Source organism: Mycobacterium asiaticum DSM 44297 (assembly GCF_000613245.1).
Classification (GTDB): domain Bacteria; phylum Actinomycetota; class Actinomycetes; order Mycobacteriales; family Mycobacteriaceae; genus Mycobacterium; species Mycobacterium asiaticum.
In genome coordinates this window covers 332,937-351,243 of sequence record NZ_HG964938.1, presented here as the reverse complement: position 1 = coordinate 351,243, position 18,307 = coordinate 332,937, and the positions used below count along the sequence as shown (strand labels likewise).

Below are 18,307 nucleotides of genomic sequence, written 5' to 3'. Positions count from 1 at the left end.
TTTACGGCTTGGCCCGCAGCCCGTCGAGCGCGACGTCCGTCACGGTCGCGGCCGCATCGGCGTTGTAAACCTGCATCGCCTGACACCCGACCAGCAACGTCTTCACCTCGCCGACGCCCACATCCGGCCGCGCTGTCCCGGCGCGCTGTGCCGCCTGCAACAAGTCGGCAAGCACGCTGAGGAACTCCTCCTCGGCCCCTGGGACTGCATCGCTGATATCGATGCCGATGCCGGCCAAGGCTTCGACCAGGCCGCGGTCGGCGGCGCCCCACTGCAGCACCATCGAGCGCAGGAAAGTGAAGAGTGCATTCCCGGGCGCCTCCGACTCGAGCAAAGAGCGCCCTTCACCGATGAGGTGACGCATCCGTTCGGCGATCACGGCCTCAAACAGCGCTTCCTTGGTGGGGAAGTGGCGGTAGACCGTGCCTGCGCCGACGCAGGCGCGCCGGGCGATTTCGTCGATCGGTACCGACAGACCTTCGTCCGCAAAGGTCTGATAGGCGACTTCCAAGACACGGGCCCGGTTTCGGGCCGCGTCGGCACGCACTGGCCGAGCCGTACTTGCCATGCGGCACCTCCTTCGACCCAAAAAAGTTAGCCCAGCCCGCACTATTGACAAAACGGGGCGCGCGTTCCGTATAGTGGCGCTAAGCGGAGCGCTCGCCCCGTTTAACCATCATAGCGAGGAGCCCCTGATGACAAAATGGACCACCGCCGACATTCCCGAACAGACTTCCCGGACGGTCGTGATCACCGGTGCCAATACCGGACTCGGTTTCGAGACCGCCGCTGCGCTGGCCGCGCGGCGTGCGCGGGTGGTGCTGGCCGTGCGCAACCTCGAGAAGGGCAAGGAGGCGGCGGCGCGCATCGCCGCCGCGACGCCTGGCGCCGACGTGGCTCTGCAGGAACTCGACCTCACATCGCTGGACTCGGTGCGCGCCGCCGCAGCCCAACTGCGCTCCGACTACGACCACATCGATGTGCTGATCAACAATGCCGGCGTCATGTACACACCCAAGTCGACCACCAAGGACGGCTTCGAATTGCAGTTCGGCACCAATCATCTGGGTCACTTCGCGTTCACCGGACTGCTGCTGGACCGGCTGCTGCCGGTGCCCGGTTCGCGGGTGGTGACGGTCAGCAGCATCGGCCACCGCATCCGCGCCGCGATCCATTTCGACGACCTGCAATGGGAACGCCGCTATAGCCGGGTAGCCGCGTACGGCCAAGCCAAGCTCGCCAATCTGCTCTTCACCTACGAACTGCAGCGCCGGCTTGCCCCGCACGGAACCACCGTCGCGGTGGCGGCACACCCGGGCGGCTCCAAGACTGAGCTGACCCGCAACCTGCCCCGGCTACTCAGGGCGTTGACGCCGCTGATCGAGCCGCTGTTCCAGGATGCCGAGCTGGGCGCGTTGCCGACGCTGCGTGCGGCCACCGACCCGAGCGTGCTGGGCGGCCAGTACTACGGGCCCGACGGCTTCCAGGAAACCAGGGGGTATCCGAAAGTGGTTGCCTCGAGCGCCCAATCGCACGATGAGGCACTGCAGCGCCGGCTCTGGGCAGTGTCTGAGGAGCTGACCGGGGTGGTCTATCCCATCGGCTGAACCCGAGCCGAGACAATGGCCGCATGCGCCTGCTGAGGATCCTGGTGATGACGGCACTGCTATTCGCTTCGGCGGGTTGTAGTGCCGCACCACCGGGTGGCCGTCCCGCCCTCGGCGACTTCAGCGGCCCGGTCGATATCGGCAATGGACGGCACCTCTATCTTGAGTGTCGCGGAACAGGCAGTCCCGCAATAATTTTGGAATCCGGGTATCACAACTCGGCGGACCCGTGGAATCAATCCGACGCGGCCGCACCGGCGGTCGGGCCGGCTGTGCTGCCGGCCGTTGCCCGCAGCCATCGGGTCTGCGCCTACGACCGTCCCGGGACCGTGCGCAATTCGGACCCACCGACCCTCGCCGACCGCAGCTCAAGTGTGCCGATGCCGCGTACCGCGGCCGACGTCGTCGCCGACCTGCACACCCTGCTCGAGGCCGCGCACGTCCCGGCGCCCTATGTTCTCGTCGGGCATTCGCTGGGCGGGCTGTTCATTCGACTCTATGCCCAAACCCACCCGGATCAGGTGCGGGGACTGGTGTTCGTCGATGCCTTCGGTGTCGAGATCCCGGACCTGATGGGTTCGGACTGGCCGGACTATCGACAGGCGCTGGACGCACCGCCGCCGCAGTTGCGGGACCCGGCGTCGTTCGAGGTGATCGACATCGATCGCAGTGTGGCGCAGGTGGCGGGCGCTCCCGCCTTCCCGCCGATTCCGACTGCCGTGCTGACCCGCACGGAACCTTTCACGATCCCGCCGGACCTGCCCGCCGACAAGAGTGCGAAGTTGGAACAGGCGTGGCGGGATGCCACCACGGGTCTGGTCGCGCTGCGGCCGCAAACGCCGCACGTCGAGGCGACTGGCAGCGACCACTTCGTTCAGATCCATCAGCCCGACGTGGTTGCGGCCGCCGTCGAGTTGGTGATTGCGCGGTCAGCGGCGCATTAAGCTTGTGTTGCAGCGGATCTCCCGGCGCGTCGGCCCGCGAAGACACAGTCGGCAAGGGAAAGCCCGCTGACGTAGGAGTTGGAGCAGATTCCAGTTGCGGTGCGTCCGGCGCTGAACAGTCCCGGAATCGGCGTGCCGGATCCGTCGAGCACGGCCCCGGTGCCCTCGTCGACGCGGATTCCGCCGAGGGTCAGCATCGGGGTGGGGTTGATCAGGCTCGGGCGCACGGAGATGTTCAACAGCGTGTAGGGGCCCGGGCCGATGCGGCGCACGAAGTCGGCGGGTTTACCGGCGGGATCGGGTGCGCCGGCGTCGATGGCGTTGTTGTGTGCCTCGACGGTGGCTACCAGGCCGTCGGGGTCGATGCCGGCACGCCGGGCGGCATCTTGCAGCGAGGCGCCCCTGACCGAATCGAAGAGCATCAGCGCCGCCGACTGCAGCCGTTGAAACCACAACGGCTGCTTGATCATTTGCCGTCGCGCCTCTTTCATCAGCGCGGCGTCGGCAAGCAGCCAGCCCTTCCCGTTGTGGTGACGGACCATGGCGTGGCCGACGGCCGCGCCGTAGCGGCTCTCGTCGATGACGCGTCGGCCCAGCGCATCGACGATGATCGCGCTGATGAAAGCGCTTGGCGGCGTGATGAATCGCCACGCCGAGACATTGTCCATCCGCTCGGTAACCGCGCCGACGCTTTTCGCCATGGCGATGCCGCTGCCGTCGTCGCCACTGGTGCCCAGCTGCATTCCGCCCCGATATTGCGGGGCGAACCGTTCGATCCATTCCGCATTGGCCATATAGCCTCCGGCGCAGATGATTACGGCTCGCCTGGCCAGTATCCGCACCGGCTGCGCGTAGCGCCGCTCGAGGTTGCGCAGGCGACGTTCCACCGCGGAGCGTAGCGGTGGATAGTAGATGCCGGGCTTGGTCGACAGCCCTGCCAGCCGCGCGTACCGGCGGCGGACGCGGGCCGGCGCATAATGCATCGTCGTTGCTTCCACTCCGCACACCCGCCCGGACGGCTCTTGAATCAGCTGGCTGGCGCGGGTTTGTGGGCGCAGTTGAACCCCAAGGGCGAGTGCGGATTTCGCCAACGGCGCGTAGAGCATCTTGCCGGAGACACCCTTGCCCTTCACACGGTGGCCGCGCTGGACCGGTGGCGTGTGTACGCGGAACGCACCGGCATTCTCACTGCCCGAGTGGTACAGGTAGTAATGGTTGTTCGGGTAGGAGGTCTTGTACGGGCACAACGTCGAATCGAACGGGACGCCGTAGTCGGTGAGCCAGCGGATCATCTCCGGACTGCCCGCCACGAATGATTCCAGCGTCTGTGGGCTGACGGCGTCGCCGACCTCGAGGCGAAGGTAGGTCAGCATCTGCTCGGCGGTGTCCGCAACGCCGGCCCGTTGCTGGACGGCGGTGCCGCCCCCGGCGTAGATAATGCCGCCCGACACCGCGGTCGAGCCGCCACCGTTGGCGCGGTCGATCGCGATCACGTCGGCCCCATGTTCGCGCGCGGTGATCGCCGCGCAGGCGCCCGCCGCACCGAATCCCACCACCACTACGTCGGCCACCCATTCGGTGCCGCGCGTCGACAGGTCAGCATTCACCGCTGCACCCTAACGTGGGCGCGCGCCTACCACGAGGGGTCGATGACCATGGCGGTGATGTTGTCCGGCCCGCCCGCCTGCAGTGCCGCATCGATCAGAGCGGCGCACGCGTCGTCGGGTGCTGCATGCTCGATGAGCGCTGCGGCCAGGGCGTCGTCGTCGACGACACCGTGCAGCCCGTCGCTCGACAGCAGGATCCGGTCACCGGGCAGCAGCTCCACCGCCGCTGTGTCGGGCAGTGCGCCCGGAAACATCGCCACGTGCCGGGTGAGGGTGGCTCTCGCCGGGTGCCGCCCCGCGTCTTCGGGGGCGACTTCACCGGAGTCGATTAAGTCCTGGATCACACTGTGGTCCCGGGTGAGTTGCTGCAGCTTCTGGTCGCGGAACAGGTATGCGCGGCTGTCGCCCAGATGGGCAACGACTGCCCGCGCCTGGGCGATCACGACGGCGACGAGCGTGGTGTTGGCGCCGGCGGCGCGTGGATCGGTTCGGGCGTAGGCGCAGAAGTCGCTGCAATATTCGACGACGGCGCGCCCCAGCAGCTCATCCGCGCCCTCGTCGTTCACGTTGTCGGGTTTGAGATGTCGACTCACGTAGGTCGGCAGCAGCTCCATCACAAGCGCGGCGGCCAGCGCGCCGTCGGTGCTGCACGCGACGCCGTCGGCGACCATGAACAACGATTGCTCGGGGTCGGCACCCCACCGGTCCTGGTTGGTGGCGCGCAACCGGCCGATGTCGGACAGACCTGCGAACTGCACGCCCATCCGCTCCGCCTTCGGTAGGTCCAGGTAATACACGGGGTCGCGGCCATCCTAGTGACCCGGTGCTCGCGCAATGCAACGCAACCAAAATCAGCCGCCGGGGTCGAATTCGATCGGCAGGGTGATGGGGCCGCCCAACGCGTTCACCGGTTTCCACGGCGCCGGGCCGGTGCGGCGGGCGTTGGGCATCCGCCGCGTGATCACCCTGAGCGCCTCGGCCAATTCGAGGCGGGCCAGATTGGAGCCCATACAGAAGTGCATGCCGGCGCCGAACGTCTGGATCGGCGGGGCGCCGTGGCGGCGAATGTCGAGGCGGTCGGGGTGGTCGTAGACAGCGGGATCGCGGTTGGCGGCTCCGGTGTTGATCACGACCAAAGTACCGGCGGGAATAGTGACGCCGGCGAGCTCGACATCCTCTCGCGCGGTGCGCAGCGTCACGAAGGTGACGGGGGAATGGCGGATGAGCTCCTCGACGGCATTTCCGGCCAGCTCGGGATGCTCGCCGAGCAGGGCCCACTGCTCGGGGTGATCGCACAACACGTGTGCCGCCGCTCCCAACTGCAGCCGGGTGGTGTCGGTGCCGCCCAATAGCAGTGCGGCGACGAGCATTCGGAGTTCGTCGGCGCTGAGGCGGTCACCGTCGTCCTCGGCCTGGATCAATTCGGAGATCAGGTCATCGGTCAGGTGGTGCCGCCGTCGCGCGGCCATGTCGTCGATATAGGTGTCGAGTGCAGCCCAGGCGGTCAGGATCGCCGGCGTCGCACTGGCGGCATCCCAGCTGAAGGCTTTCAGGATGTCATCGGTCCAGTCCGAGAACAGTTTCCAGTCTTCGGCGGGTGCACCCAGTAGCGCGCAGATGATCGGGATCGGGTACCGGCGGGCAACGTCGGCGACCACATCACAATGACCGCGGGCGATCTGGCGATCGACCAGCTCGGTGATGACATCGATCATCGTCGTGCGCAACCGAGCGGCGGCTCTGGGTGTGAAGGCTTTGCTCACCAGTCGACGTAGCCGGTGGTGTTGGTCCCCATCGAGGCTGAGAATGTTGACGGCGATGCGGTCCCACAACGGGCCGGATGTAATCCCCTGCCCGGCAAGGAACATACCCTGTGGTACGCGCAGGCGTGGGTCACGCAGCGCGTCGTGCACCAGGTCGTAGGTCAACAGCTCGGGCCCGTATGGGCCGATCGCGATCGGTGCCCGCGCGCGGGCTTCTCGGATGATCACGTGGGCGTCGTCGGGGTGCTCGGCATGTTCGTAGTCGAGCGTCGGTAGGCCGGCGTCGAAGACGTTCGGGCGGTTTCGGTCCATGGTGATTGTCATGCGGTTCAGCCTGTGCCCACGGGAGATGAAGACCATCCGGGAGAACACGCAAATACGGGAAGTTTCTGACACTGCGGCTATGGCGGTGAAGACCGCGAAGACTACGCCGTGAGCGCAGAGTCAACCCATCCATTGCCACCAGATCGGGCCCGCATACGGGATTTCCCTGATGTTTTCTGGTGGCCGCCGGCCGAGGCTGGCTAGCATGACCGAAACGCATCCACGCGTGGACACACCGGTGAACTGGGGTGATTTGGGTGTGAGCGGCCTACCGACCGGAACGGTGACCATGCTGCTCGCCGATGTCGAGGGTTCGACGAGGCTGTGGGAGACCCAACCAACCGAGATGGCGTCGGCCGTCGCGCTTCTGGATCGCACGCTGTCCGAGCTTCTCGCGATCCACGGCGGGGTGCGGCCGGTCGAACAGGGGGAGGGCGACAGTTTCGTGATCGCGTTCGCCCGGGCTAGTCAGGCAGTCGCTTGCGCGCTGGACCTGCAGCGAGCGCCGTTGGCGCCGTTGCGATTTCGTATCGGTCTGCACACCGGCGAGGTCCAGTTGCGGGACGAATCCAACTACATCGGCCCGACGGTGAATCGAACGGCGCGGCTGCGCGACCTCGCCCACGGTGGCCAGACGGTGCTGTCCGGCACCACCGAGGACCTCGTGATCGATGCCCTCCCGGAAGATGCGTGGTTGACCGACCTCGGCCGGCACGAATTACGCGGGGTCGCGCGACCCGAGCGGGTTGTGCAACTGTGCCACCCGGATGTCCGCAGCGAGTTTCCGCCGCTACGAACTCTGAAATCCAATGCCGCCGAACACTTGCCGGTGCAACTCACCAGTTTCGTAGGCCGCGACGGTGAGATTGCCGACTTGCGTAGGATCCTCCCGGCCGAGCGGCTGGTTGTCTTGACCGGCGCCGGTGGTGTGGGTAAGACCCGGTTGGCCATCCAGGTCGCAGACCAGGCGGCGGCCGATTTCGATGCCGGAGTCTGGTTCATCGATCTGGCGCCGATCACCGACCCAGGCCTCGTCCCGGCCGCCGCCGCCGAAGCCCTCGGACTCTCCGACCAGCCGGGACGGTCTACGACCGACGCAGTGGCGCGGTTTGTGTCGGACCGTCGGACGTTGATGGTGTTCGACAATTGCGAGCACTTGGTCGACGCGGTTGCTGTGCTGGTCAACGCGCTGTTGAGCGCCTGTCCGAACCTCACACTGCTGGCCACCAGCCGTGAGCCGATCGCCGTGCCAGGCGAGGTGACCTGGCGGGTGCCATCCTTGTCGCTGGACGACGAGGCCGTCGAGCTCTTCGTCGACCGCGCCCGCCGCGCGCGTCCCGACTTCAGCGCCGACCAGGTTTCGGCGATCCGGGAGATCTGCCGCCGGCTCGACGGCATGCCCCTGGCCATCGAATTGGCCGCGGCGCGGGTGCGCGCATTGTCGCTAGAGGAGATTGCCGGAAGTTTGAATGACCGCTTCCGGCTGTTGACCGGTGGTGGGCGCATCGCGGTGCGCCGTCAGCAGACGCTGCGTGCCTCGGTGGATTGGTCGCATGCGCTGCTGACCGAGCCCGAGCGGGTGCTGTTTCGCCGGCTCGCGCCCTTCATGGGGGGCTTCGATCTGGCCGCCGCCAGAGCGGTGGCCGGCGGCAGTGAGGTCGAGCGGTTCCAGCTGCTCGACTTGTTGACGCTACTGGTGGACAAATCGTTGGTGGTCGCGGACAACACCGGCGGTCGATCGCGCTACCGGCTGCTGGAAACGGTCCGCCAGTACGCCCTGGAAAAGCTCGGCGAGTCCGGGGAAGCCGACGCCGTCCGCGGGCGCCACCGGGACTACTACACCGCGATGGCTGCCATGCTGGACGCCCCGGCCGCTACGGGTCACCAACGGCGGGTCGACGACACCGAGATCGAAATCGACAATCTGCGTGCCGCTTTCGGCTGGAGCCGCGAAAACGGCGACATCGAGCTTGCGCTACAGCTCGCGTCATCGTTGCAGCCGCTGTGGCTAACCCGCGGCCGCCTGCGTGAGGGAATGAGTTGGATCGATGAGGCGCTGGCCGAACGGGACTCGGTAGACCGCGAGGTGGCTCCGGCCGTGCTCGCCCGGGCGCTGGCCGATGCTGCCCTGTTCGACGGCTGGCTTGGTCTGCCGGCGCGGATGGAGCAGGCGACCGAAGCCCTCGCGATCGCTCGCCGACTCGACGACCCTGCCCTGCTGGTCCGCGCCCTCACCGGCTGCGTTGGTACGGCAGCCGCCCTGAACCCCGAACAGGCCGAAACATTCTTCGCCGAGGCCATCGAGTTCGCGCGCGCCCTGGGCGACAAGTGGCGACTGAGCCAGCTGCTCGGCTTCCGGGCCTATGCGGCCGCCATGGCCGGCGGCTCGATCGCCGAGCACGTGGCCGCCGAAGGACGAGACCTCGCCGACGCGATCGGTGACCGAGTCGCCTCGGGTCAGTGCCGCCTGTATGGCATCGCCGGTGGGCGGACGATGCGGGGCGACCTCGAGGGCGCCGAGGATGAAATACGGGATGTACTCGCCGACGCCGACGCGGCCGGCGACCTGTTCACCAAATTCAATGCCCTGATAGCGCAGAGCTTTGTGCTGGGGTGGCACGGCAAACCGGCTGCGGCGCTGGCCGCCGCCGAACTGGCGATCGAGTCCGCCGTCGAGCTCGGCGCGTCCATCGAAGGACTCGGCCATCTCGCGTTGGGTGCCGCACACTTGGCCGCGGGAGACGCCGCGGCCGCCAAAGACGCCCTCGCCAAGGCATATGGCCAGATCCCGGACGCCGGCTTCTCTGCGACGAACTTGATGTGGAGAGCAGACGCCGAGCGAGCGGCAGGCGATGTAGCGACGGCCCGGCTCTGGGCCGATCAGGCTGTGTCGGTAACCGCAGGATATTTTCGAATGCTCGCGCTGAATGCTCGTGCCCGCGTTGCCCGTGCCGAAGCTCACCCTGAAGCGATCGAGGCGGCCGAGCGCGACGCGCACGAAGCGCTGGCGTGTGCGGCTGAGACCGGGGCACAGTTAGGCGTGCCCGACGTCTTCGATGCGCTTGCCGCGCTTGCCGCGCAAGCCGCGAGCCATACCGAAGCGGCCCGGCTGCTGGGTGCAGCACAAGGTATCCGGCAGCGTACCGGCGAAGTGCGGTATGCAATTCACCAAGCCGACTACGAAGCATCGGTTTCCGCGGTACGAGATGGCTTGGGCGAGAACAATTTCAATGCGGCGTTCGGCGAGGGTGCGGCGCTGTCCAGTTCGGAGGCGATCGCCTACGCGCAGCGCGGTCGCGGGGAACGCAAACGCCCGTCCGCCGGTTGGGCATCGCTTACGCCGGCCGAGCGGGACGTCGTGCGGTTAGTTAGCGAGGGCTTGGCCAACAAGGACATCGCCACAAGGCTTTTCATTTCACCGCGCACCGTCGAAACGCATCTCACCCACGTCTACACCAAGCTCGGTTTGGCGTCCCGTGTGCAACTGGCCCAAGAGGCCGCCCGCCGGGGGTGAGTGACCCGGCGAACAGACGCTCGCGCAATGGACTTCGCGCCTGGCGCCTCAGCCGCCGGTCATCCGGTCGGACTCGGGCAGGTCAAGATAGCGCTCCAGGTTGCGGTGTATGTTGATCACGCGACGCTCTTCGTTGGACAGCACCAAATGGGTGAGCCCGGGCTGATGCAGCCCGCGCTGCAGGCCGGGCAGCACCCGGATGTCCTGCGTGAGCACGATTCCGGGTTCGGCGTCCGCGGCCGACATCCGCACATCGGTCGGCTTGTTCCACCCGGCGCCCGGTGGCAAACGCGACATCAGGAACATCACCAGCTCACCGTGATCGGGATCCGGGCCCGGCCGCGAGCACATGATCGTCAAATGGTCGGCGTTGGCCAGGAACGTCATGTTGGGGAAGACGTTGTACTGGTGCAACCGGGTGATCCGGTCGGTGTCGGCCCAATCCAAGTCGACACCGCGACTCGCGGCGAACGCCCGAGTGTGGGCCGCGATCAGGTCGGGCACCGTTTGGCCGGGCTGCCGTTCGGCGGCGGGGAACGGAGTGCCCTCGGCCGCGCCCATCAACGCGCCCTGCGTGTAAACGTAAGCGTCCCAGACCTCTTCGTCGCTCAACTTGCCTTCGAACCGAGGGCTCGGCACCCCGTAGGGTTGATCCGACTTTCCGGTATGCACCCAAATCTTCTGCGGGGCATGAATATCGTCGACACAGCGCAATAGTTCGGGATGCAGCGTCTGGATGTGATAGGTCTCGCTGTAACCGTCGGCGATTGTCTTCCAGTTGGCCTCGACCTCCACCGTCAACGTGGCATAGCAACGGAAGTCGCCGATATTGCACCACGCGATGTCCTGCGGAATCTCGTCCAGGTACTCCAGTAACGGCACCGCGCCCAGGTCGAGATTGACGAACACCATGCCCTCGAAGGTGTCGACCAACGCTGGCAACAGAGGAAAGTCGGACATCTTCAGCGAGCCGAAACCCTTGCGGTTGGGCACTCGCTTGAGCACACCGGCCAGGTCCCAGGTCCAGCCGTGGTAGCCGCATTTGAGTTCGCGCAGACCCGAACCCGAACCCACACACAGCGAGTTGCCGCGATGCCGGCAGGCGTTCTGAAACGCGCGCAGCACGCCGTCGTCTCCTCGGACAATCAATACTCCGTATGGGCCGCAACGGTATTCGAAGTAATCACCCGGTTCGGCGACATGGTCGACCATGCACGCGATCTGCCATACCCGCGGCCACATGCGTTGGATCTCCAGCGCGGCGAACGCCGGAGAGTAGTAGCGCTCGGCCGGCACCAGAGTCGGGGAGGCGGGCGGGGCGCCGATCGCGTCCTCGCCCCCGGTACGGGTCGGGTTGCCCTCGGTCGTCGTCATCGGCTCCGAACGCCTAACGCGCTCCGCGCACCAATCGGCCCGGACGTGCCCCGGTGTCGACATCCTTGCGGCGGGTCACGGTCCCGCTCACGATTGTGGCGGCGTAACCGCTTGCGCCCTGCAGGATCCGGCGTCCGCCTGCGGGCAGGTCGAAGGCCATCGTTGCGGGATGCAGCCGCAGCGCGTTCATGTCGATCACGTTGATGTCGGCCTTCTTGCCGGCTTCGATGGTGCCGCGGTCGGTGAGGCCGAACAAGTGAGCGGTGTCGCGGGACTGCTTGCGGATCACGTACTCCAGCGACAACTTCTCCCCGCGCCGCCGGTCGCGTGCCCAGTGCGTCAGCAGGAACGTGGGATAGGAAGCGTCACAGATCATTCCGCAATGGGCTCCGCCGTCGGACAGGCCCAGCACACCCGCCGGGTGCAGCATCATCTCCCGGATCGCGTCGTGGTTGCCTTCGGCGTAGTTGAACAGCGGGAGCATCAACATCGCCGTCGCGTCCGACTCCAGCATCAGGTCATAAAGAGTCGAAAGCGGGTCCTCGCCACGCGCTTTGGCGATCGCGGCGACGGTGCGGTCCGGTGTGGGCTCGTAGTCCGGCGGATCGCCGAGCGCGTACAGCCGGCCCAGCGAATGCTGCACCATCGCGAACATGCCGTCGAACAACTGCGTCGGATCGATGGGCAGGTCGTCCTCGGACAAGATCGCGGCTTTGACCGCGGGGTCGGCGAGGCGCTGGGCAAGCTCCTCGCGACTGCACTCGGCCTTGAGCCGGCGGTACGTCGGCCGATGGGTGAAACCGTGGTGACCCTGGAACCCGATCATCATCCCGAACGGGCGGGCCGCGATCTGCGGATGCAGCCGGCTGCCTTGCGCGTGGGCGGCTGCCGAGACGTCCAATTGCTCCCGCCACAGGTTGGGGTCGGCGTCGACCTGGATCAGGGCGAAGGACACCGGGCGGTCGATCTCGCGGCTCAGTCGCCGCATCCAGTCCAGTTCCTTCTTGGGGCCGACGATGTCCTCTCCGGCGGCTCCCTGGGGCGCCAGTTCGAACACCGCCTGGCCGCCCGCGGCCATGGCGCGACCCAGTCCGAACAGTTCCTCTTCGGCGGCGAACGTGCCTGGCACCGGTTCGCCGTCCATCGCCGTGTGGGCCAGCGTGCGCGACGTGGAGAACCCGAGGGCGCCCGCTTCGATGCCTTCGCGGACCAGCCGGGCCATCGCCTCAATGTCCTCGGGGGTGGCGGGCTCGTTGCGGGCGCCCCGCTCGCCCATCGCGTACGCGCGGACAGCGCCGTGTGCGATCTGGCTGCCGACGTCGACGGAGAACTGCTGCTTGCCGATCGCGTCGAGGTACTCCGGGTAGGTCTCCCAGCCCCAGGTGATGCCCTCGGTCAATGCGGTGCCCGGGATGTCTTCGACCCCCTCCATCAGCTTGATCAACCAGTCTTCGGTGCCGGGGCGAACCGGAGCGAAGCCGACGCCGCAGTTGCCGGTGACGATCGTCGTGACGCCGTGACCGCTGGACGGTTCGAGCAGGCTGTCCCAGCTCACCTGGCCGTCGTAGTGCGTGTGGATGTCCACGAAACCCGGCGCGACGATGTGCCCGCTCGCGTCGATGGTTTCCGCGGCCTCCCCGGCCAGTTCCGGGTCGTCGGCGCCCCGGCGGGCCACCTCGACGATCTTGCCGTTCTTGATGCCGATGTCCGCGCGATAGCGATCCGCGCCCGTGCCGTCGACGACGGTGCCACCGATGATTTTCAGGTCAAACATGACTGCCTCCACGGCACGAACCCGGGCTGGGGAATCAATACGCTACGCGCCGTAGCGTATGTAAGACGTTATGCGCCCCGCCCGGCACAGTCAATGAGTCGGAACGGTCAAGCAGTCGTCGCGTTGAGGCGCTTCCAGAGCAGCCGCACCTGGGTGCCTCGCGGGGTGCCGTTGATGTCAGCTTCATCGGCCAACGCGCGCATCAGAGGTATTCCGCGGCCGCGGGAAAAGTCCTCCGCAGGTGCGTGCTTTCGCCACTGGCCGCGATCGTTGACGGTGACCGCGAGGCTGTCCGAGTCGGGGTCGTAGGCCGCGTGGATGTCCATCGTGCCGCGGTCGGGTGCCGAGTAGGCGAATTCGGCGACGTTGGCCAGCGCTTCGCTGACCGCCAGCACCAGGTCGCTGAACCGCTCGGCGCCCAGGGTGAAATGTCGATCGAGCCAATTGCGGAACTCGACCCGCAGCCGTGCGGCGTTCGAGCCGTCGGCGGCAACGCCCGTTCGGACGAAACTGGATCGATCGTCGAGAGGCGTCATGGCGGGCCGATGCTCAGCGCGTCCGGCCCTCCCGAGCACAACCGGGGTCAGGCACCAGCGACCCAGCTCAGGGCGTTGTCGAGGGTGCGGTGCAGGGAAAGCAGACTGTCGATCCCCATCAGCTTGATCGGGCGACTGGTGGCGGGTCCGTCGGCAACGACCGCGAACTTGGTCGGCGCGACGACCTCGGCCTGCCCGTTCACCAGTACGCTCAGTCCGGCCGAGGCCAGGAATTCCACCTTGCTGAGGTCCACGATGAGGGCCGCGGGCTTGTGGGCCAGAGACGTGCTGATCGCTTCGGCCAGCTGCGGCGCGCTGAGCATGTCGACCTCGCCGGACACGGCGAGCACAACGGCCCCGTCTCTCTCGTGCTGTTCCACCTCGAATGAGGCCCTGTTCACTGGATCGCCGGGTTGATCGACCATGCTGTATCCAAATCCGTCCTTGCGGGAAAACGCTTAGTTTTCAGACAACCACGCCACGTCGGGGCTGTTGATTCAACCCGCCGAGCACGGCCGCCGTTATGCGCACCAAATGCGGCGCCGCGGCGGCTAACAGACACCAATTCTAAGCCACTCCCGCTAAACCCTCACAACTGCCGTCGTCAGAGGAGTCATTTGCGCAGGCACAATCCGTATGGGTCTTGTGCACGTTGGTAGCGTCTGGGAATGCTCTTTGCCGCCCTGCGCGATATGCAATGGCGAAAACGGCGCCTCGTTATCGCCATTGTCAGCACCGGACTCATCTTCGGGATGACACTGGTGATGAGCGGGCTGGCGAACGGTTTTCACGTCGAGGCCCGGCAGACCGTCGATTCGCTCGGCGTCGACGCGTTTGTGGTCAAGGACGGCTCCGCGGGACCGTTCCTGGGCTCGACCCCGTTTCCCGACGTCGACCTGGGCCGGGTGCGCTCGGAAGCTGGAGTCTCGGCGGCGGCGCCGCTGGGCTGCGTGGGCACGATCATGCGGGAAGGGACGTCGACGCGGAATGTCACCGCGTTCGGTGCGCCCGAGCACGGGCCCGGCATGCCGCAAGTCTCCGAGGGCCGGGCGCCGGCCCGGCCGGATGAGGTCGCGGCGTCCAGTGTGCTGGGCCGGCATCTCGGCGACACCATCCAGGTGGGCGCGCACACCCTGCGCATCGTCGGCATCGTGCCCAACTCGACCGCGCTGGCGAAAATCCCCAACATCTTCCTGACCACCGAGGGCCTGCAGCGGGTGGCCTACAACGGTCAGCCGATGGTCACCTCGATCGGCGTCAACGGCACACCCTCGGCGCTGCCCGACGGCTACCGGACCTACGACCGGACCGGCGCGGTCAACGACCTGATCCGGCCGCTGAAGGTCGCGGTCAACTCGATCACGATCGTGGCGATCCTGTTGTGGATCGTGGCGGTGCTGATCGTGGGGTCGGTCGTCTACCTTTCCGCCCTCGAGCGGGTCCGCGACTTTGCGGTGTTCAAGGCGATCGGAACGCCGACCCGCTCGATACTGGCGGGGCTGGCGCTGCAAGCGCTCATCGTCTCCCTGTTTGCAGCGGCGGTCGGCGTCGTGCTGTCCAAATTGCTGGCGCCGTTGTTCCCGATGGTCGTCGCGGTCCCGGTGCAGGCGTACTTCCTGCTGCCGGTGGTCGCGATCATGATTGGACTGCTGGCCAGCCTCGCCGGCCTGAGACGCGTGGTAGCCATCGATCCCGCACTTGCGTTCGGAGGTCCTTAACCGTTGGGCGATCTCAGCATCCAGAATCTGGTCGTCGAGTACTACAGCGGCGGCTATGCCCTGCGACCGATCAACGGGCTCAATCTCGACGTGGCATCCGGCTCGCTGGTGATCCTGCTAGGGCCCAGTGGTTGCGGCAAGACGACGCTGCTGTCGTGCCTCGGCGGCATCCTGCGGCCTAAATCCGGGGCCATCAAGTTCGACGACGTCGACATCACCTCGCTGGACGGCAAGGAACTGGCCCAATACCGGCGCGACAAGGTGGGCATCGTCTTCCAGGCCTTCAACCTGGTGCCCAGCCTCAGCGCCCTGGAGAATGTGATGGTGCCGCTGCGGGCCGCCGGCATGTCCCGCAAGGCCTCCCGCCGGCGCGCCACCGAACTGTTGGAGCGGGTCAACCTCGGCGACCGGCTCAAGCACCGCCCGGGTGACCTCAGCGGCGGCCAGCAACAGCGGGTCGCCGTCGCGCGTGCGATCGCCCTGGATCCGCCGCTGATCCTGGCGGACGAACCGACCGCCCACCTCGACTTCATCCAGGTTGAGGAGGTGCTGCGGCTGATCCGGGAACTCGCCGACGGCGATCGGGTGGTGGTGGTCGCGACCCACGATTCCCGGATGTTGCCGATGGCGGACCGGGTGGTGGAGCTGACACCCGGATTCGCCGACACCGATCGGGCGCCGGAGACGTTCGAGCTCAAAGCCGGCGTCGTGTTGTTCGAGCAGAGCACCATGGGCGAGCTCATCTACGTGGTGAAAGAGGGCGAATTCGAGCTGGTGCACGAACTGGCCGACGGCGGCGAGGAATTGATCAAGGTGGCCGGACCCGGAGATTACTTCGGTGAGATGGGTGTGCTGTTCCACATGCCCCGGTCAGCGACCGCGCGGGCCCGCACCGACGCGACGGTGGTGGGCTACACCGCGCAAGCTTTCCGGGAACGCCTCGGGATGGGCGGCAAGCGCGATCTGATCGAGCATCGCGAGCTCAGCAGCGAGTAGAAAATGACCCTGCCCAGACAGGGCAAACGACGGTAGCGTCAGTGCATGCTGTTCGCGGCCCTACGCGACATGCAATGGCGAAGACGTCGCCTGGTCATCGCGATCGTCAGCACCGGACTGGTGTTCGCTATGACGCTCGTGCTCACCGGGTTGGCCAACGGTTTCCGGGTGGAGGCGCAGCGCACCGTCGACGCGATGGGTGTCGACGCGTTCGTCGTCAAGTCCGGTGCCGCCGGGCCGTTTCTGGGCTCCACCCCTTTCGCGCCCGTCGACCTGACCCGGGTGGCCGCGGAGCCCGGTGTGGTGGCGGTGGCGCCGTTGGCGACTGCCGCGGCCGCGATCCGGGAAGGCACGGCAACCCGCAACGCCACCGCCTTCGGTGCGCCGGAACGCGGACCGGGCATGCCGCAGGTTTCCCAGGGCCGGGCCCCGGCGACACCGGACGAGGTCGCGGTGTCGAGCACGCTGGGCCGGAAGTTGGGCGACAGCGTGCAGGTCGGCGCCCGCACGCTGCGCGTGGTGGGCATCGTGCCCAACTCCACCGCACTGGCCAAGATGCCCAATATCTTTCTCACCACTGAAGGGCTGCAACAACTCTCGTACACCGGGCAGCCGATGGTCACCTCCATCGGCGTCAAGGGCACACCGAAAGACCTGCCCGAGGGCTATCAACTCGTCGACCGCGCGGTCGGCGTCGCCGACCTGCTGCGGCCGTTGAAGGTGGCCGTCGATGCGATCACGATCGTGGCGATACTGCTGTGGATCGTGGCGGTGTTGATCGTGGGCTCAGTGGTTTACCTTTCCGCGCTGGAGCGGTTGCGGGACTTCGCGGTGTTCAAGGCGATCGGCATTCCGACCCGGTCGATCCTGGTGGGGCTGTGCCTGCAGGCGCTCGTGGTGGCGCTGCTCGCCGCCGTGGTAGGCGTCCTGCTGGCGCAATTGCTGGCGCCGCTGTTTCCGATGCTGGTGGTGATTCCGGCCGGCGCCTATCTGGCGTTGCCGGTGATCGCCATTGCGATCGGGTTGTTGGCCAGCGTCGCCGGATTGCGGCGGGCGGTGGCGGTGGAACCGGCGCTCGCTTTCGGAGGTCCCTGACCGTGGGTGATTTGAGCATTCAGGACCTCGTCGTCGAATACTCCAGCGGTGGCTACGCGCTGCGGCCGATCAACGGCTTGAGTCTCGACGTGGCCGCCGGGTCACTGCTGATTTTGTTGGGGCCCAGCGGCTGCGGGAAGACGACGCTGCTGTCCTGCCTCGGCGGTATCCTGCGGCCGAAGTCGGGGGTGATCAAGTTCGACGGCGTGGAGATCACCGCACTCGACGGCGCCGCGATGGCGCGCTACCGACTGGAGAAGGTCGGCATTGTGTTCCAGGCCTTCAACCTCGTGCCCAGTCTCACCGCCCTAGAGAATGTGATGGTCCCGCTGCGCGGCGCCGGGATGTCGCGCGGGGCGGCGCGCCGGCGCGCCACCGAGCTGCTCGAGCGGGTCAACCTCGGCGAGCGGATGAAGCATCGTCCTGGCGACCTCAGTGGCGGGCAGCAGCAGCGCGTCGCGGTGGCCCGGGCGATCGCGCTGGACCCGCCGTTGATCCTGGCGGACGAACCGACCGCGCATCTGGACTTCATCCAGGTCGAGGAGGTGCTGCGGCTGATCCGGGAACTCGCCGACGACGACCGGGTGGTGGTGGTCGCCACCCACGACAGCCGCATCCTGCCGATGGCCGACCGGGTGGTCGAGATGGTCGCCCCCGCCGCTGCCTCCACCAATCGGGCACCGGAGACGGTGCGATTGAAGGCGGGCGAGGTGCTGTTCGAGCAGTGCACCATGGGCGACCTGATCTACCTGGTTTCCGACGGGGAGTTTGAGATCGTGCGCGAATTGGCCGACGGCGGTGAGGAATTGGTCAAGGTCAGCGGCCCCGGCGACTATTTCGGCGAGATGGGAGTGCTGTTCCACATGCCGCGGTCAGCCACCGTCCGCGCCCGCACCGACGCGACCGCCGTCGGTTACACGGCACAGGCCTTCCGCGAGAGGTTGGGACTGGGCGGTATCAGCGACGTGCTGGACCATCGCGAACCGGCCGACGATTAACCGGGTTGAACGATTCCGTTCGCCCGCTCGTGATGCGGATTGAACCTGTGTCGCCGA

The 18,307-nt window shown here is 66.9% G+C and carries 15 protein-coding genes; 7 read left to right on the top strand and 8 right to left on the bottom strand.

Annotated features, from left to right (window positions below):
* Position 1 precedes the first annotated feature (1 nt).
* On the bottom strand, positions 2–568 hold the full coding sequence (locus tag BN972_RS20505) for a TetR/AcrR family transcriptional regulator (protein WP_036361879.1): 567 nt from the start codon (positions 566–568) through the stop codon (positions 2–4).
* Positions 569–695: 127 nt separating this feature from the next.
* Between BN972_RS20505 and BN972_RS20500 the strand changes: the two genes are divergently transcribed.
* Positions 696–1,607: an SDR family NAD(P)-dependent oxidoreductase gene (locus tag BN972_RS20500; protein ID WP_036361876.1), complete on the top strand. Its 912-nt coding sequence runs from the start codon at positions 696–698 to the stop codon at positions 1,605–1,607.
* A gap of 23 nt (positions 1,608–1,630) precedes the next feature.
* Positions 1,631–2,551 (top strand): alpha/beta fold hydrolase, encoded by a 921-nt coding sequence (locus BN972_RS27840; RefSeq protein WP_051545693.1) that lies wholly within the window; start codon positions 1,631–1,633, stop codon positions 2,549–2,551.
* Here BN972_RS27840 and BN972_RS20490 read toward each other — a convergent pair.
* The 3 genes from BN972_RS20490 to BN972_RS20480 are packed head-to-tail and all read right to left on the bottom strand — an operon-like array spanning position 2,548 to position 6,245.
* Positions 2,548–4,158, bottom strand: a complete 1,611-nt coding sequence (locus BN972_RS20490) for an FAD-binding protein (protein ID WP_235192530.1) — start codon at positions 4,156–4,158, stop codon at positions 2,548–2,550. The two genes, BN972_RS27840 and BN972_RS20490, sit on opposite strands and share 4 nt — an antisense overlap.
* Positions 4,159–4,184: 26 nt before the next feature.
* Positions 4,185–4,955 carry a PP2C family protein-serine/threonine phosphatase gene (locus BN972_RS20485; RefSeq protein WP_036361874.1) on the bottom strand — a complete coding sequence of 257 codons (771 nt, stop codon included), beginning with the start codon at positions 4,953–4,955 and terminating at the stop codon, positions 4,185–4,187.
* Between the two features lie 54 nt (positions 4,956–5,009).
* Complete coding sequence (locus BN972_RS20480; RefSeq protein WP_036361870.1) at positions 5,010–6,245, bottom strand: cytochrome P450; 1,236 nt, start codon at positions 6,243–6,245, stop codon at positions 5,010–5,012.
* A gap of 205 nt (positions 6,246–6,450) precedes the next feature.
* Between BN972_RS20480 and BN972_RS20475 the strand changes: the two genes are divergently transcribed.
* Positions 6,451–9,759, top strand: a complete 3,309-nt coding sequence (locus tag BN972_RS20475; RefSeq protein WP_080697034.1) for a LuxR C-terminal-related transcriptional regulator — start codon at positions 6,451–6,453, stop codon at positions 9,757–9,759.
* Between the two features lie 48 nt (positions 9,760–9,807).
* On the opposite strand, the gene BN972_RS20470 is transcribed toward BN972_RS20475, so the two are convergent.
* From BN972_RS20470 to BN972_RS20455, 4 genes are all read right to left on the bottom strand, one after another.
* A complete protein-coding gene (locus BN972_RS20470) occupies positions 9,808–11,133 on the bottom strand; it encodes an aromatic ring-hydroxylating oxygenase subunit alpha (RefSeq protein ID WP_036361867.1) in 1,326 nt (441 codons plus the stop codon).
* Positions 11,134–11,146: 13 nt separating this feature from the next.
* On the bottom strand, positions 11,147–12,907 hold the full coding sequence (locus tag BN972_RS20465) for an N-acyl-D-amino-acid deacylase family protein (protein WP_036361864.1): 1,761 nt from the start codon (positions 12,905–12,907) through the stop codon (positions 11,147–11,149).
* A 107-nt stretch (positions 12,908–13,014) separates the two neighbouring features.
* Positions 13,015–13,443 carry an ATP-binding protein gene (locus BN972_RS20460; protein ID WP_036361862.1) on the bottom strand — a complete coding sequence of 143 codons (429 nt, stop codon included), beginning with the start codon at positions 13,441–13,443 and terminating at the stop codon, positions 13,015–13,017.
* A gap of 47 nt (positions 13,444–13,490) precedes the next feature.
* Positions 13,491–13,868, bottom strand: a complete 378-nt coding sequence (locus BN972_RS20455; protein ID WP_036361859.1) for an STAS domain-containing protein — start codon at positions 13,866–13,868, stop codon at positions 13,491–13,493.
* Between the two features lie 243 nt (positions 13,869–14,111).
* On the opposite strand from BN972_RS20455, the gene BN972_RS20450 reads away from it, so the two are divergent.
* Genes BN972_RS20450 through BN972_RS20435 form a run of 4 tightly spaced genes read left to right on the top strand, consistent with a single transcriptional unit; the run spans position 14,112 to position 18,250 of the window.
* On the top strand, positions 14,112–15,161 hold the full coding sequence (locus tag BN972_RS20450) for an ABC transporter permease (protein ID WP_036361854.1): 1,050 nt from the start codon (positions 14,112–14,114) through the stop codon (positions 15,159–15,161).
* A 3-nt stretch (positions 15,162–15,164) separates the two neighbouring features.
* Positions 15,165–16,157: an ATP-binding cassette domain-containing protein gene (locus BN972_RS20445; protein ID WP_036361850.1), complete on the top strand. Its 993-nt coding sequence runs from the start codon at positions 15,165–15,167 to the stop codon at positions 16,155–16,157.
* Between the two features lie 45 nt (positions 16,158–16,202).
* The gene (locus BN972_RS20440) at positions 16,203–17,252 is read left to right on the top strand and encodes an ABC transporter permease (protein WP_036361847.1); all 1,050 of its coding nucleotides are present in this window, start codon (positions 16,203–16,205) and stop codon (positions 17,250–17,252) included.
* A gap of 2 nt (positions 17,253–17,254) precedes the next feature.
* Positions 17,255–18,250, top strand: a complete 996-nt coding sequence (locus BN972_RS20435) for an ABC transporter ATP-binding protein (protein WP_036361844.1) — start codon at positions 17,255–17,257, stop codon at positions 18,248–18,250.
* Positions 18,251–18,307: the final 57 nt, after the last annotated feature.

What these genes read in the sequence shown, in the direction of transcription:
- BN972_RS20505 (WP_036361879.1), bottom strand. Translation starts at nt 568, where the DNA reads ATGGCAAGTACGGCTCGGCCAGTGCGTGCCGACGCGGCCCGAAACCGG.
- BN972_RS20500 (WP_036361876.1), top strand. Translation starts at nt 696, where the DNA reads ATGACAAAATGGACCACCGCCGACATTCCCGAACAGACTTCCCGGACG.
- BN972_RS27840 (WP_051545693.1), top strand. Translation starts at nt 1,631, where the DNA reads ATGCGCCTGCTGAGGATCCTGGTGATGACGGCACTGCTATTCGCTTCG.
- BN972_RS20480 (WP_036361870.1), bottom strand. Translation starts at nt 6,245, where the DNA reads ATGACAATCACCATGGACCGAAACCGCCCGAACGTCTTCGACGCCGGC.
- BN972_RS20475 (WP_080697034.1), top strand. Translation starts at nt 6,451, where the DNA reads ATGACCGAAACGCATCCACGCGTGGACACACCGGTGAACTGGGGTGAT.
- BN972_RS20470 (WP_036361867.1), bottom strand. Translation starts at nt 11,133, where the DNA reads ATGACGACGACCGAGGGCAACCCGACCCGTACCGGGGGCGAGGACGCG.
- BN972_RS20465 (WP_036361864.1), bottom strand. Translation starts at nt 12,907, where the DNA reads ATGTTTGACCTGAAAATCATCGGTGGCACCGTCGTCGACGGCACGGGC.
- BN972_RS20460 (WP_036361862.1), bottom strand. Translation starts at nt 13,443, where the DNA reads ATGACGCCTCTCGACGATCGATCCAGTTTCGTCCGAACGGGCGTTGCC.
- BN972_RS20455 (WP_036361859.1), bottom strand. Translation starts at nt 13,868, where the DNA reads ATGGTCGATCAACCCGGCGATCCAGTGAACAGGGCCTCATTCGAGGTG.
- BN972_RS20450 (WP_036361854.1), top strand. Translation starts at nt 14,112, where the DNA reads ATGCTCTTTGCCGCCCTGCGCGATATGCAATGGCGAAAACGGCGCCTC.
- BN972_RS20440 (WP_036361847.1), top strand. Translation starts at nt 16,203, where the DNA reads ATGCTGTTCGCGGCCCTACGCGACATGCAATGGCGAAGACGTCGCCTG.